This window comes from Okibacterium fritillariae (assembly GCF_052783725.1).
Genome location: NZ_CP199917.1, coordinates 1,230,516 through 1,244,209 on the forward strand (window position 1 = coordinate 1,230,516; position 13,694 = coordinate 1,244,209).

Sequence of the window (13,694 nt, forward strand, 5' to 3'; positions counted from 1 at the left end):
AAGAAGGGAACCGCCAGATGTCACACACCACAGACGAGCACGAGCATGATCAACAGGATGGCGCGTCATCCTGGCTCGACGACAACCGCGCCAACTGGGATGACCGCGTTCCCGTTCACCTCGACAGCGACTTCTACGATCTGACAGCCCTCCGCGCGGGCCGCGGCCGGCTGACGCCCATCGAGGAATCCGAACTCGCGCAGCTCTTCCCCGGGGGAGAGGACGGAACGTTCGACCTCACGGGTTTGCGCGTGCTGCACCTGCAGTGCCACTTCGGGGCCGATACGCTGCGGCTGGCCCAAGCCGGCGCCGAGGTGGTGGGCATCGACTTCTCGCGCCCCGCCATCAAGGAGGCGCGCAAGCTGGCCGCCGAGCTCGGCCTCGCCGACCGCGCACGCTTCATCGTCACCGATGTCTACGACCTGCGGCACGCCCTGCCCGAACCCGACTCGTTCGACCTGGTCTTCACGAGCTGGGGCACTATCACGTGGCTGCCCAACCTCACCGAGTGGGCGAGCATCATCGAGTGGTTCCTCAAACCCGGGGCGCTGTTCTACTTCGCCGACGGACATCCCGTGTCGGGCGTTTTCGAGGGGCTCGAGAACGGGTTCCCCCGGTTCGCCTACCCCTATGGGGCGACCGAGCCGTTCGTGATCGACGACCCGTCCGACTATGCCGACCAGGAGGCCCGCATCGAGCACGGGCGAACCTGGGAGTGGTCGCACCCCGTTTCGGCCCTCTGGAAGGCCATCACGGGCGCCACGCTGCGTCTCGACCACTATGAGGAGCACTACCAGGTCCCGTGGCAGGCTTACCCGGGGCTGCAGGCGCAGGGCGACGGCATGTACGGCTGGCCCGACGACACCCGGTGGCTGCCGCTCGCGCACTCGCTCACGGCCGTGAAGCCCATGGTGGGGCAGACGCGTCCGGGCAGCGGCCGCGAGAACTGAGGCAGAATTCACCCCCGAATTCGGATGCCGAACCGCCCAGGATTGGCGGCGCTCCAATATCCGTGCTAGAGTCAATTCTTGTGCCGCGGGGTGGAGCAGTTCGGTAGCTCGCTGGGCTCATAACCCAGAGGTCGTAGGTTCAAATCCTGCCCCCGCAACAGATAGGCCCGGAATCACGGTGAGTTTCACCGGATTCCGGGCCTTTTTCTTTGCCCCGGCGTCTTCTCATCCGGTGCCGCCGAAACGCTCGCGTCTAGTCGGTCGTGCCGAACAGGGCGCGCCCGTGGCGGTCGAGCGTCGCGCGCGCCTCGGCGTACGTTTCGGGAATCTTCTCGCCCGGCGCGAACCGAGCGGTCAGCATCCCGACGAGACCCACACCGGGCGCGCTGAGGGGCCGTTCCTCCTGACCGAAGGGGAACGGCGAGTCGTCGGGCAGATCGGCCTCGGGATTGGCGGGAACGTATTGCGGGTGCGTCTGTGGCCAGTCCGTCACCTGGCGCGGCTCCTCGAGCATGACGGCGTTCTGCAACGTGGGCGCCCCGGCATCCCGCGCGGTCAGCGGCTCGAGGCCGTGCGCGCCCGCGAGCGTGCTGATGACCGAGCCGTGATGCATGAGGTCGTTGATCACGCTGCCTTTCTTCGTGTAGGCCGAGATGGCGACGGCGGGCACACGCACGCCCAGGCGGTCGAACGTGAAGTCCATCTCGTTCGGGCGGCGACGTTCCCGCTCGCTGCCGCTGCGGTCGACTGTGTCGCCATCTGTGCCGCCATCTGCGTCGCCATCTTTGCCGCCGCCGGGCGGCGTCGCAGCGGGAGGCGGAACATGATCGTAGGTTCCGCCGTGTTCGTCGAAGGTGGCGAGCAGCAGCGTATTGAGGGCGTTCGAGCCCGTTTCGCTCGCGCTGGCACGCACGGCCGAGTAGACCTGGTGCAGCAGACGCTCGCCGGCCCGGACATCCGATATCGCCCCGCCCGTGACGACGCGGCCGTCGTAGTCGGTCTCGGTGAACGGCCCCACCGGCGGATGCATATCGTTGTGGTCGTAGACCATGCGCGGTTCGATGAAGGCGTAGTCGGGCAGGTTGCCGGTCTCGACGTCGCGGTAGAACTGCTCCATGGTGCGGAAGTTGCTCTTCCAGAACGGTTCGAGCGCGCGGCCGTGGATGAGCCCCGTCATCGAGACCACCTGGCGGCGGTCGTAGTAGACGCGCCACGTGAGGGCCGCTTCGCCCAGACGGTTGAAGATCGTGGGCGCGGCGTTCTCCTCGCGCAGCCACTTGCCGTAGCCGCCATCCCCGTGGTTCGTGACGAAGCCGTGCGAGGTGGAGGCATGGAAGAACGATCGGTTGCAGAACGTCTGCGAGGGCACGGCGCAGTGCCAATTGTCGTAGACGGCGAATTCGCGCGCCAGGGTCGAGAAGACGGGCAGCATGTCGGGCGTGAACGAGCCCATGACGACGCCGTACTGGTCGGGGGAGGGGAGCTCGCCCTGGTGATCGGACAGGTAGTTGTTGACGTAGTCGTCGACGAACCCCGACATGGTGGGCCGCGACGTGTCGGCGGGAGCGTTGAAGGGCTTCGTCATCCGCTGCGCTTTGAGGGAGCGGTTGCTCTCGGGGGCAACGGTGCCGAACAACTGCGTGTTGACGTGCGGGTATTCCTCACCCGGGTCGGGCTGAGGGCTCGACATGATCTGGTCGGTCGAGCCCGTATACGGATGCGCGGGCACCCGCGTGCCGTCGGGCGCCGTGTTCGCGTGGTCGCCGCCGTGGAGGCCGTCGAACTTCTGTCCTTCCGGCAGCGTCTGGTCGTCGTAGAGATACCCGAAGATGTTGTCGAACGAGCGGTTCTCGAACATGACGACGACGAGGTGGTCGAAGCCGGGGCCACCTGGCCGCGGGGGCAGGGTCGGCGCGGGCGTGGATGCGGGGCGGTTCACCGATGATCGTGGGTCGGATGTCGCGGGCACCCCGTTCACGGCGGCGGCCCCGACACCGACGGCCGCCCCCGCTGCGGCCGTGGATGCTGCGGCGATGCCGGCCCCGCGCAGGAACGATCTCCGCGACGGGTTGGCCGGGCGGTCGTTCGCGCCCTCGCCGGGCTGCCCGGAGTCCTTGCGTCGCGCCATGTCGCGCCCCCTCATGCTCGGCGGTGTCTGCACCGAGTTTACGGCCGACCGGTCGGCTCGGACATGGGCAAAACCCCGCCCGCCCCGGCGATGCGAAGCTGAGCATCCCTGTCAATCCCTACCCGTTCGGGGGACACCGCGCGACAATGAGAACATGCTCGCCGATACCGTGCCCGACCGCCACGGGGACAGTGCGAGGCGCACCGTTGCCGCCCTCGCCGCCTCGATCTCTGAGCGCGCGCGCGGTTGCCGGGTCAGCATCGCGGTCACCGAGCCCGAAGATGGCGGCGCGATCTCGGATGAGTTGGCGAAGTCCGACACCACAGGCGCGTGGTTCGCGGGCAATATCGTCGCTCGACCCGGACATGAGTCGATGCGCGTGCTGCAGCTCGACGCCGATCGACCGGCCGATGCCCAGTTGGCCCAGGAGATGGCCCGTGCCACGGCTCGGGTCACGGGCGCCAACCTCACGCTCGCCGTGGTCGTCGCCCGCGCTGACGAGCCCGCGGCCGTCGCGTCCGAGCCGCGAACGGTCACGGCCCCTGTTTCGATCACCGAGTTCGGCGACACGACGACCGATGTGCTCCAGGTGATCAACGACACGGTTCCGCCCGAGAGTCAGGCGGGCGTCATCGTCTATTTCGCCCTGCACTCGCCGAACGGGAGCGACCATGTGGCCGAGAGGACCCTCAACCGCACGAGCGCGGATTTCGGGGACGCCGTCACTCTCGCGGCGTTGCGTCTGCTCGACGCGCGGGTCGGCGCCCTCGGTCGCACGCGCAACAACCGCTGACGCATCGCGGAGGTCGGTATGGCGCCGAACTCCGCGGGTTCTGTCACTGGTCGTTAACGGACAGAGGAGGCCCCGCACTGCGGAACCTCCTCGGGCGTCAGAGACGCAACATCCTTCGTTCTAGCTCTTGAAGGTGTCCTTGACGTCTTCGCCGACCTTTTTGGCGTTGGCCTTGGCCTGGTCGGTGTGTCCTTCAGCTTCGAGTCGTTCGTTGTCGGTGGCCTTGCCGGCAGCTTCCTTCGCCTTGCCGACGAGGTTTTCTGCGGCGTTACCGATCTTGTCTCCTGCGCTCATAGTGAGGCCTCCTAGCTTTGTGGAACTGGACGTCATCGACGTTACGACTGCGCCCAGTGGCCCATCAAGGGGGTTGCAGTGGCTTCCGCGCCGTGCAACACGCGCGTTTCGCGCGAGCGCGCGAATATGCGTTGTGAGGTTGGCTCGGATGTCGCGCCGCCTCGTTAGGCTCTTACTACAGCATCATCCGCCGAACTAGGGAGAACCCCATGAACCTGCTGGTTATCATCATCGCCATCGTCGCCGTCATCCTTCTGATCACGGGTGGCGTCACGTCGTCGCTCAACTTCCTGATCTGGGTCGGCCTCGCGCTCCTCATCATCGCGCTCATCGTCTTCCTCCTGCGCTTCATCACCGGCAAGAAGAGCGTCTAGTATCCTGTCCTAGCTGGGAATCACGCTAGGAGGACCGTTGGGCTCGTTGATCTACGCGAATGCGGGCATAGAGATCGAATTCGATGACCGTCTTCTCACGCACGTGCAACTCGTGATGGGGGCTAAGCTCCGCCGGGGTGAGAGTTTCTTCTTCACCTGGCGCGACGACCCGAGCGTGGGCGATGGCCGCAGTGCCATCTGGGTCGAGCCGAGCATCCCGCTGTACTTCAAGTACTCGGGAGGCCGCCAGCCCACGATCAATCGCGAGTGGCTCGAGCTGCTGACCGCCTCTGCCAACAGCGGCCAGGGTTTGCAGATCGTCCCCGAGCCGGGGGCGCGCGAGACGAACATGCAGTCCAACGACAACAGCGTGAAGCGCAGGGACTAGTTCCGGCGCCTCGCAGCGAGACACGCTTTCACACGGGCGGGGCCTTCGGGCCTCGCCCGTTTGTCGTCCCCGGGGCGTTCAGGCTTCGCCCGTTTGTCTATCCCGAAGCCTTCTGCCTGAGGCCCGGCCCCGTCCTGATCGCCGACCGGGCCTGCGGCAATAGCCGCCCGGGAAGCGCGACCGACTCATCATTGGTTGCACGCGGGCCGCTCACTAGGCTGGGCGCATGACCGAGAGCGCGCGCGTGACACCGACATCCGAGGCTGCTTCATCCGGTGCCGGCGACTCGGCTGGTGCCAGCATCCGCGTGCGAGCCGTGCAGTTCGCTCCGACGGCCGATGCCGCGCGGAACGCCGATGCGGTGAGTGCCCAGATCGCCGAGGCCGCGGCATCCGGAATTCAGCTCGTGATCTTCCCCGAGTACTCCAGCTTCTTCGCCAACCCCGTCGACGGGCGCATGGTGGCGGCCGCGCAGGACCTCGACGGCCCCTTCCTGCGGGATGTCCGGGCCGCCGCCGCGCGCTCGGGCGTGCACGTCGTCGTGGGACTCGTGGAAGCGCGGGAAGATGGCGCGCGGTTCTCGAACACGCTCGTCGCCGTCGATCCGTCGGGCGATATCGTCGCGACCTACCGCAAGCAGCACCTCTATGACGCCTTCGGGCAGCGAGAGTCGGACTGGGTCGAACCCGGGGTCCTCGATGCCCCCCAGACCTTCGGCGTCGGGCCTTTTCGCGTCGGGCTGCAGACCTGTTACGACATCCGCTTTCCCGAGGTGTCGCGCCGTCTCATCGATGCCGGGGTCGATGTTCTCGTCGTCCCGGCCGAGTGGGTGCCGGGGCCGGGCAAAGAAGATCAGTGGATGACGCTGCTGCGCGCTCGGGCGATCGAGAACACGGCTTTCGTGGTGGCTGCCGACCACCCGCGTCCCACCGGTGTCGGGCTGAGCGTGCTCGTCGACCCGGCGGGCGTCGTGCTGGCCCAAGCGGGCGATGACGCGGGTGTCACCGACGCGACGCTGGATCGCCCGGAACTCGAAGCCGTTCGCGGCCGCAACCCTGCTCTCGAGCTGCGTCGCTACCGGGTCGTGCCGGGGGAGTAGGTGCCGCGGTCAGCGGTGTGGCGTGGTCACGTCTCGAGCGCGGTGCCGAGCTGCGCCAGGCGTGCCGAAGCCTGGGTGAGGACATCCCGTTTCTTGCAGAACGCGAAGCGGATGAGGGAGCGGTAGTCGCCCGCATGATCGGCCGACACGAACGCCGAGACCGGGATGCCGACGACGCCGACCAGCTCGGGCAGGCGGCGGCACAGGTCGGCCGCATCGGTCACACCGAGCGGCGCGGCATCGGCGATGACGAAATAGGAGCCGGCCGGATTCGAGACGGCGAAACCCGCCGCCCGGAGTCCCGCCGACAGGATGTCGCGTTTCTCGCCGAGCGCGTCGGCGGCCCCCTCGAAGAACGTGCCGGGCAGCCGCAGCCCGGCCGCGATCGCGGGCTGGAACGGTGCCCCGTTCACATAGGTGAGGAATTGTTTCACCGTGACGATCGGATCGAGCAGCCCGGCCGACGCCGTGACCCAGCCGATCTTCCACCCCGTGGTGCTGAACGTCTTGCCCGCTGACGAGATCGTGATGACACGTTCGGCGGCGCCGGGGAGCGTCGAGAGCGGGACATGAGCCGAGCCGAACGTGAGGTGTTCATACACTTCGTCCGTCACGACGAGAGCGTCAGCCCGCTCGGCCGCCTCGAGGATCACGGCGAGGGTCTCGGGCCCGAACACCGTGCCGGTCGGGTTGTGCGGCGTGTTCACGAGGATCAGTCGCGTGCGGTCGGTGACGGCGGCGCGGATGTCGGCCTCATCCGGCTGGAAGTCGGGGAACCTCAGCGGAACGGGAACGAGCTGTGCTCCCGACAACCCGGCCAGCGCGGCATACGCATCGTAATAAGGCTCGATCACGACGATCTCGTCGCCGGGGCCGCAATACGCGAGGATGGACGCAGCCAACGCCTCGGTGGCGCCCGCCGTGACGCAGATCTCGCGCTCGGGGTCGACGGTCAGGCCGTAGAACCGCTGCTGGTGCTCGGCGATCGCCGCGCGCAGATCGGGGATGCCGCGGCCCGGCGGGTACTGGTTCGCGCCCTCGGCGATCGCGCGACGCGCCGCCTCGAGCACGTCGGCGGGGCCGTCTTCGTCGGGGAAGCCCTGCCCCAGGTTGATCGCCCCGGTGGCCGAGGCGAGCGCGCTCATCTCAGCGAAGATCGTCGGAGACAGCTGGCCGGTGGGCCCGAGGAGGCCGGCTGCGCGAGCGGTCCGCTGCCAGGGGGCTGAAGCATCCATGCCGAGGATTCTTCCTTTCATCCGTCTCTCGCGAGCGGTCAAGCCCCGCGCGCGATCCTGGTGCAAACCTACGGCATCGCTAAACTGGAGCCCGAGGGAAACCGGATTCGGCCTTGAAGCGATATCCCAGCCAGACGTTGGGCAGTTCCCAGTCGGTCCATTGAATAAGCACAGGTTCGAGCGAGAGCCTGATCCTGCTTGGAAGGAGCAACCGATGACCGAAAACCCCACCGGCGCCACAGGAGCCGAGAACGACAACCGCTCGAACGACGCCGAGCAGCCTCAGACTTCGCCGAACCCGAACACGACTCCCACCGAGAACTTCGGGGCCGGCCCCCTGTCCTCGCACGACTCGCACGACTCGCGCGACGGCTACCGCCCGACCGAGCACGGCTACGCGGCACAGCAGCCGCAGCCGCAGCAGCCGCAGCACGGCCAGGGCGCCTACGGTCCCATCCCCGAGCGACCGACCTCGTTCCCGACGGGTGCCACGGCGGCCTATGGTGCGAACGCGGCATACGGTGCCCCGCAGAACGGCCAGCCCAATCAGCCCACGACGCCGTACCCCGCCTATGGTGCCCCCCGCCAGGGTGCGTCCAACCCCTTCGCCCAGACGTCGGCCTACCCGGCCACGAGCGACACCGGCCAGCACGGTGCGCACGCGCAGCACGCCGGCGGCCCCGCCGGTCACGGCCCGCACAACGCCGGTAACGGTAACGGCAACGGCAACGGTGGTGCCTTCGGCCCGGCGGCCGCCTCGCAGCAGCAGCCGTCCTCCACCCCGAAGCGTCGCCCCGCGGCCGCTCTCCTCGTCGCGACCCTCGCGATCGGCGCGCTCATCGGCGGCGCGGCCGGCGCCGGTGCCTATGCCCTGATCGACGGCCCGGGCACACCCGTCGCCAGCTCGTCGAACGGCTCGCAGTCGGTCACCATCAACGACACCACGAGCGTTACCCGCACATCGGCCGTCGCCGCGAAGGCCTCGCCCAGCGTCGTGACCATCGCGGTGCAGGGCGATGACGGCGCGGGAACGGGGTCGGGAGTCATCCTCAGCAAGGATGGCTACGTCCTCACCAACAACCACGTCATCACGCTCGACGGCCAGAACGCCAAGCCCACCATCCAGGTCACGGCGAACGACGGCAAGATCTACACGGCAAAGATCGTCGGCACCGACCCCGTCTACGACCTCGCGGTGATCAAGCTCGACGATGCCTCGGGTCTCGAGCCCATGGAGTTCGGCGACCCGAACAAGCTGAATGTCGGCGACGTGGCCATCGCCATCGGCGCACCGCTCGGCCTGGCCGGAACCGTCACCGACGGCATCGTCTCGGCGCTGAACCGCAGCATCACGGTGGCCTCGTCGGCCGTGCCCGACAAGTCGGGCAGCGATTCCGACAGCAACACCGACAAGCCCAGCAACCCGTTCGGCTTCCAGCTGCCCGGCCAGGAGCAGTCGCAGACGCAGGCTCAGTCATCCATCTCGCTCGCCGTCATTCAGACCGACGCGTCGATCAACCCCGGCAACTCGGGTGGTGCGCTGCTCGACAGCGACGGCAAGCTCATCGGCATCAACGTGGCCATCGCCTCGGCCGGCTCGGGATCGTCCGACAGCCAGTCCGGCAGCATCGGCGTCGGCTTCGCGATCCCGTCCGACACGGCCGAGCGCATCGCCAACGAGATCATCAAGGACGGCAAGGCCACCCACGGCCTGCTCGGCGCTTCGGTGCGCGACGCGGCACAGGTGTCCGGCAGCACGGTCGCGGGTGCGCTGCTCGGCGACATCAGCTCCGGTGGCGCCGCCGAAAAGGGCGGCCTCAAGACGGGCGATATCGTCACGAACTTCAACGGTCACCCCGTCACCGATGCCAACGATCTGACAGCTCAGGTGCGTGCCCTCGCCGCGAACAGCAAGGCCGAGGTCACCTACGTGCGCGACGGCAAGAACTTCACCGTCGACGTCACGCTCGGCGAGCTGGTTCTCTAGGCGATCGCGAGTTCTCACGTCCCGGCCATCGGCTGACCCTTCCGTCGTTCGACCGCCCGAATGCCCGCACCACGCGTGCGGGCATTCGCGCGGAGACGGCTGCTAGGCTCAAACCGATGACGTCTGCCGAGTAGTGGGAGAGCATGAGTCACAGTTCTGCAGCGGGCGCTCCGACGCCTGCCACGGGCGTCTCCTATGTGATGCCGGTGCTCAACGACGTCACGCACGTGCGGGCGGCGGTCGATTCGCTCCTCACGCAAGATTATGAGGGGCCCTTCGAGGTAGCCATCGCCCTCGGGCCCAGCATCGACGGCACGACGGAGCTCGTCGAAGAGCTGTCGCGCACCGATCCCCGCGTGCGCGTCATCCCCAACCCAGTGGGTTCGACACCCGCCGGGCTGAACATCGCCATCCGTGCGACCACCTATCCTGTGGTCATCCGCGTCGACGCCCACTCGGTCCTGCCGCCCGACTACGCGCGCATCGCCGTCGAGGCGCTCGCCCGCACGGGGGCCGCCAACGTCGGCGGAATCATGGATGCACGCGGCATCTCGGCTTTCGAACGCGCCGTCGCCCGCGCCTATGGCACCAAGGTCGGCCTCGGCGGAACGCCCCACCACGTGGGCGGAGCAGAAGGCCCGGCCGACACGGTCTACCTGGGGGTCTTCCAGCGCGAGCCCCTCGAAGCCGTCGGCATGTTCGACGAACGCATCAAACGCGGCCAGGACTGGGAGCTCAACCACCGCCTGCGCGCGGCGGGCGGCACCGTCTGGTTCACCCCGGCTCTGCGCGTCACCTATCGCCCCCGGCCGAGCTTCTCGCGCCTGGCGCGCCAATTCCTCTCGACGGGCCTGTGGCGCGGCGAGCTCACGCGGCGCTTCCCGGGCGGTCGCTCCCTGCGCTACTTCGCCCCGCCCGTCATGGTGCTGGGTGTCCTCCTCGGCCTCGTCCTGGGCCTCGTCGGGCTCGTCACGGGCGCCATGGCGGATGTCTGGTGGCCCACACTCGGTTTCGCCATCCCGGCTCTCTACCTCGCGTTCGTCGTGCTGGCGGCCCTCGTCTATGCCCGGCCCGACGGCGCGCGCTCGATGCTGTGGTTCCTCGCCGTGCTGCCCTGTATACACTTCTGCTGGGGGATCGGCTTCCTGCTCGGCTATCTGTCGTTGGCCAGCAACATCTCCGATCGAGCGAACGAGAGAGGCGGTGCCGCGCGTGACCGAGAGACCGGTTGACCTGGGCGCCCGCCCGCGTTCCATCGCCGAGCTGAAGTCCGTCGCGCAGCCGCCCGAGGTGCGCGGCCGCCGCAACGCCGAGCACTGGACGGCGTCGCTCTACCTGCGCAACCTCTCGCCCTACGTCACCTGGATGCTGCTGCGCACGAGCATCTCGGCCAACGGCGTCACGGGCCTCATGATCATCACCGGGTGGTGTGTCGCGGCGTCGCTGCTCGTGCCCGGTTTCGCCGGCCCCCTGCTCGCGCTGCTGTTCGGCCAGCTGCAGATGCTCATCGACTGCTGCGACGGCGAGGTCGCGCGGTGGCGCAAGACGTCGTCGCCCGCCGGAGCATTTCTCGACGCCGTGGGGCACTACTCGACCGAGGCGCTGATTCCCCTGGCTCTCGCCATCCGGGCCGCCGGCTACCCGTTCGATGCTCCCGAGGGCTACCTCTGGACGACGCTCGGAGCCCTGCTCGCGCTCGTCATCATCTTGAACAAGGCGCTCAACGACATGGTGCGCGTGGCCCGCGCCAATTACGGTGCCGCCAAGCTCACCTACACGAGTGCCGAATCCGCGCCGCGAACCGGGTTGCTCGCCACGGCGCGCAGGGTTGCCCGTTTCGTGCCGTTCCACCGCCTGTTCCACTCGGTCGAGCTGAGCTTCGTCATTTTCGCGGCCGCCGTCGTGGGCCTGTTCATCGGCGATCTGCAGGCCATGCGCGGCGTGCTCGTGCTGTTGCTCGGTCTCGGAATCCTGACGCTGTTCGGGCACTTCCTCGCCATCATCACGTCGAACCGCGTGCGGGCCTGACGGTGCCGCGCAACCAGGCCTCCGATGGGGCCGCGCAACCCGCCGGCCGGCTGCCGCGCATCGGCGTGGTCGTGCTCACGCAGGGCACGCGGCCGGATGACCTGCGCCGCGGCATCCTGTCGGTGCAACGCCAGCGTGACGTCGAGGTCGACATCGTCGTCGTGGGCAACGGGTGGACGCCGACCGATCTGCCGGCGGGTGCCCAACCCCTCGCTCTGCCCTCGAACGTCGGCATCCCGGCCGGGCGCAACGCGGGGGCCCGGGCCGTCTCGGGCGACTTCATCTTCTTCCTCGACGACGACGCGTCGCTGCCCGACGACGATTTCCTGCTCGCCTGCGTGCGGCTCGTCACCGAGCGGCCCGAGATCGGGCTCGTGCAGCCGCGCCTCGACGATCCCACGGGCATCCCCGCGCCGTTGCGCTGGATTCCCCGCTCCCGCAAGGGTGACGCCCACGACCCGAGCGTCATGTTCTCGTGCCTCGAAGCGGCCGTGTTCCTGCCGCGTGCGGTTTTCGACCGCACCGGGGGATGGGCCGCACCGTTCTTCTACGCGCACGAGGGCATCGAGTTGGCCTGGCGCGTGTGGGACCAGGGCTTGATCGCCTGGTATGCGGGCGACCTCGAGGCCAACCACCCCGTCGTGCAGCCGACCCGGCACACCGAGTACTTCCGCCTCAACGCCCGCAACCGCGTGTGGCTCGCGAAGCGCAACCTGCCGGTGCCGCTCGCGCTCGTCTATGTGGGCGTGTGGACGGGCATCCAGATTCTGCGTTGGTGGCGCAAGCCGGGCGACCTGCGGGCGTGGTTCCGTGGCTGGGCCGAGGGCTGGCGGCAGAACCCCGGCGGTCGCCGCGCCCTCTCGTGGCGCACGGTGCTGCGGATGACCCGGGCGGGTCGTCCACCCGTTATCTAGGTGTGACCTCGCTGCCGCCTCTTTCGGGGCGGGCCCGGCGCAACTTCGGTACCCTGGAGAGATGCCATTGCTGAACGACGCTCGACGTGCGGTGGCCCTCGCGAGAGACGTGTTGGCCAACCGACGTGCCCGCGCAGAACTCTCCCAACGCTTGTCGCAGCTGACGCCGCTCGAGCCCGGCCGCTATAAGATCGCCGTCTACTTCGCCGATAGCGCCGTCAATCTCTATCAGATTCGCCAGTGGTACAAACCGCTTGCCGAGCTGGCGAAGACGTGGCCCGTCGTCGTGCTCAGCCGGGCTCCCACGGCCGCGACGGCGCTCTACGAGGAGTCGCCGCTGCCGGTCGCCTACGTGCGCCGCGTGGTCGACCTCGAGCAGACGCTGGCGGATCAGGACATCCGCATCGTTTTGTATGTCAATCAGAACGCGAAGAACTTCCAGATGTTCCGTTACGGGCAGCGCTGGCACGTTTTCATCAACCACGGTGAAAGCGACAAGATGTACATGACCACGAACCAGTTCAAGGCCTACGATTACAGCCTCGTCGCCGGTGACGCCGCGATCGCGCGTCTGAAGAAGGTGCTGTGGGATTACGACTTCGACCGACGCGCTATTCCGATCGGGCGCCCGCAGGCCGACCACTACTCCGGCACGCTGCCCTACACCCCCGATGAGCGCACGGTCGTTCTCTATGCGCCCACCTGGGAGGGTGATCGGGCGGCTGCCGCCTACGGCTCCATCGCGTCGCACGGTGTGACGCTCGTGCGCCGCCTGCTCGAGACCGGAACGCACCGCGTGATCTACCGTCCGCACCCGCGCAGTGGCGTGGTCGATCGCGCCTACGGTCAGGCCAATCGCGAGATCCAGGACCTGCTCGTCGCCGCCAACCAGCGCGACCCCCGGGCCCAGCACATCTTCGATCAGGGCGCAGAGCTCGGCTGGCAGCTGTCGGCGGCCGACGTCGCGATCGTCGATATCTCGGCCATGGTCTATGACCGGCTGGCGAGCGGCAAACCTCTGCTCATCACCCGGCCCGTGGCGCCCGAGGCCGAGATCGACGAGGGCGGCTATCTGTCGGCCTGCGAGTGGCTGACCGCGACGGATGCTTCGCAGATCGTCTCGCGCATCGAAACGGTGCGCGCTGACCCGGCATCGGCCGAGCGACTCGCGTTCTGGGTCGAGCGCTACTTCGGCGACACCACTCCCGGCGCCACCACGGACCGTTTCCACGCGGCCATCCAGCAGCTCATGGACCGCTGGGATGAGCACGCCGCGCTGCACGCCGGCGACGGGCAGCTGGGTGCGTCGACGGGAGCGCGCGGCGCGGCGAGCGATCGCTCAGGCGACGGCGACGACTCCGACGACTAGCCCTCGGGCTCGCTGCTAGTTCTCGGCCTCGCTACTTGCCCTCGGCCTCGCTACGTGCCCTCGGCTCGCTACCTGTCCTCGTGCTCGCCTCTAGCCAGCGGCCTCGCGGCGAGGCAGCGATCTCGTGACCAGGCA

The 13,694-nt window shown here is 68.2% G+C and carries 13 protein-coding genes and 1 tRNA gene; 11 read left to right on the forward strand and 3 right to left on the reverse strand.

Annotated elements, in window-relative coordinates:
* Positions 1–17: 17 nt before the first annotated feature.
* Positions 18–950, forward strand: coding sequence for a class I SAM-dependent methyltransferase (locus ACUWEX_RS05785; protein WP_445997394.1), 933 nt, complete (start codon positions 18–20; stop codon positions 948–950).
* A gap of 84 nt (positions 951–1,034) precedes the next feature.
* A tRNA-Met gene (locus ACUWEX_RS05790) sits at positions 1,035–1,108 on the forward strand.
* Positions 1,109–1,203: 95 nt separating this feature from the next.
* On the opposite strand, the gene ACUWEX_RS05795 is transcribed toward ACUWEX_RS05790, so the two are convergent.
* A complete protein-coding gene (locus tag ACUWEX_RS05795) occupies positions 1,204–3,078 on the reverse strand; it encodes an alkaline phosphatase family protein (RefSeq protein WP_445997395.1) in 1,875 nt (624 codons plus the stop codon).
* A 154-nt stretch (positions 3,079–3,232) separates the two neighbouring features.
* Here ACUWEX_RS05795 and ACUWEX_RS05800 point away from each other — a divergent pair, with 154 nt between their 5' ends.
* A complete protein-coding gene (locus ACUWEX_RS05800) occupies positions 3,233–3,871 on the forward strand; it encodes a hypothetical protein (protein WP_079727245.1) in 639 nt (212 codons plus the stop codon).
* A gap of 120 nt (positions 3,872–3,991) precedes the next feature.
* Here the strand turns inward: ACUWEX_RS05800 and ACUWEX_RS05805 are convergent, their stop codons facing one another.
* On the reverse strand, positions 3,992–4,165 hold the full coding sequence (locus ACUWEX_RS05805; RefSeq protein ID WP_077053544.1) for a CsbD family protein: 174 nt from the start codon (positions 4,163–4,165) through the stop codon (positions 3,992–3,994).
* A gap of 209 nt (positions 4,166–4,374) precedes the next feature.
* Here ACUWEX_RS05805 and ACUWEX_RS05810 point away from each other — a divergent pair, with 209 nt between their 5' ends.
* The 3 genes from ACUWEX_RS05810 (at position 4,375) to ACUWEX_RS05820 (ending at position 6,026) form a co-directional block, all read left to right on the forward strand.
* Positions 4,375–4,539, forward strand: coding sequence for a hypothetical protein (locus ACUWEX_RS05810; RefSeq protein ID WP_179100204.1), 165 nt, complete (start codon positions 4,375–4,377; stop codon positions 4,537–4,539).
* A gap of 46 nt (positions 4,540–4,585) precedes the next feature.
* On the forward strand, positions 4,586–4,927 hold the full coding sequence (locus ACUWEX_RS05815) for a DUF7882 family protein (RefSeq protein WP_445997609.1): 342 nt from the start codon (positions 4,586–4,588) through the stop codon (positions 4,925–4,927).
* 226 nt (positions 4,928–5,153) lie between these two features.
* Entirely contained in the window at positions 5,154–6,026 is an 873-nt protein-coding gene (locus ACUWEX_RS05820; protein WP_445997396.1) for a carbon-nitrogen hydrolase family protein, read from the forward strand.
* A 26-nt stretch (positions 6,027–6,052) separates the two neighbouring features.
* On the opposite strand, the gene ACUWEX_RS05825 is transcribed toward ACUWEX_RS05820, so the two are convergent.
* Complete coding sequence (locus tag ACUWEX_RS05825) at positions 6,053–7,261, reverse strand: aminotransferase class I/II-fold pyridoxal phosphate-dependent enzyme (RefSeq protein ID WP_445997397.1); 1,209 nt, start codon at positions 7,259–7,261, stop codon at positions 6,053–6,055.
* Positions 7,262–7,475: 214 nt separating this feature from the next.
* Between ACUWEX_RS05825 and ACUWEX_RS05830 the strand changes: the two genes are divergently transcribed.
* The 5 genes from ACUWEX_RS05830 to ACUWEX_RS05850 all read left to right on the forward strand — a co-directional run bounded on the left by ACUWEX_RS05830 (position 7,476) and on the right by ACUWEX_RS05850 (position 13,559).
* Complete coding sequence (locus tag ACUWEX_RS05830; protein WP_445997398.1) at positions 7,476–9,248, forward strand: S1C family serine protease; 1,773 nt, start codon at positions 7,476–7,478, stop codon at positions 9,246–9,248.
* Between the two features lie 143 nt (positions 9,249–9,391).
* The gene (locus ACUWEX_RS05835; protein ID WP_445997399.1) at positions 9,392–10,480 is read left to right on the forward strand and encodes a glycosyltransferase family 2 protein; all 1,089 of its coding nucleotides are present in this window, start codon (positions 9,392–9,394) and stop codon (positions 10,478–10,480) included.
* Positions 10,461–11,276 carry a CDP-alcohol phosphatidyltransferase family protein gene (locus tag ACUWEX_RS05840; RefSeq protein ID WP_079727251.1) on the forward strand — a complete coding sequence of 272 codons (816 nt, stop codon included), beginning with the start codon at positions 10,461–10,463 and terminating at the stop codon, positions 11,274–11,276. The genes ACUWEX_RS05835 and ACUWEX_RS05840 overlap by 20 nt, the downstream gene beginning before the upstream one ends.
* Before the next feature lie 2 nt (positions 11,277–11,278).
* A complete protein-coding gene (locus ACUWEX_RS05845; protein WP_445997400.1) occupies positions 11,279–12,190 on the forward strand; it encodes a glycosyltransferase family 2 protein in 912 nt (303 codons plus the stop codon).
* 61 nt (positions 12,191–12,251) lie between these two features.
* Positions 12,252–13,559 carry a CDP-glycerol glycerophosphotransferase family protein gene (locus tag ACUWEX_RS05850; RefSeq protein ID WP_445997401.1) on the forward strand — a complete coding sequence of 436 codons (1,308 nt, stop codon included), beginning with the start codon at positions 12,252–12,254 and terminating at the stop codon, positions 13,557–13,559.
* Positions 13,560–13,694 lie beyond the last annotated feature (135 nt).

Excerpts from the sequence above, each read along its gene's own strand:
- ACUWEX_RS05835 (WP_445997399.1), top strand. The coding sequence starts at position 9,392 with ATGAGTCACAGTTCTGCAGCGGGCGCTCCGACGCCTGCCACGGGCGTC.
- ACUWEX_RS05805 (WP_077053544.1), bottom strand. The coding sequence starts at position 4,165 with ATGAGCGCAGGAGACAAGATCGGTAACGCCGCAGAAAACCTCGTCGGC.
- ACUWEX_RS05825 (WP_445997397.1), bottom strand. The coding sequence starts at position 7,261 with ATGGATGCTTCAGCCCCCTGGCAGCGGACCGCTCGCGCAGCCGGCCTC.
- ACUWEX_RS05810 (WP_179100204.1), top strand. The coding sequence starts at position 4,375 with ATGAACCTGCTGGTTATCATCATCGCCATCGTCGCCGTCATCCTTCTG.
- ACUWEX_RS05800 (WP_079727245.1), top strand. The coding sequence starts at position 3,233 with ATGCTCGCCGATACCGTGCCCGACCGCCACGGGGACAGTGCGAGGCGC.
- ACUWEX_RS05785 (WP_445997394.1), top strand. The coding sequence starts at position 18 with ATGTCACACACCACAGACGAGCACGAGCATGATCAACAGGATGGCGCG.
- ACUWEX_RS05830 (WP_445997398.1), top strand. The coding sequence starts at position 7,476 with ATGACCGAAAACCCCACCGGCGCCACAGGAGCCGAGAACGACAACCGC.
- ACUWEX_RS05820 (WP_445997396.1), top strand. The coding sequence starts at position 5,154 with ATGACCGAGAGCGCGCGCGTGACACCGACATCCGAGGCTGCTTCATCC.
- ACUWEX_RS05850 (WP_445997401.1), top strand. The coding sequence starts at position 12,252 with ATGCCATTGCTGAACGACGCTCGACGTGCGGTGGCCCTCGCGAGAGAC.
- ACUWEX_RS05795 (WP_445997395.1), bottom strand. The coding sequence starts at position 3,078 with ATGGCGCGACGCAAGGACTCCGGGCAGCCCGGCGAGGGCGCGAACGAC.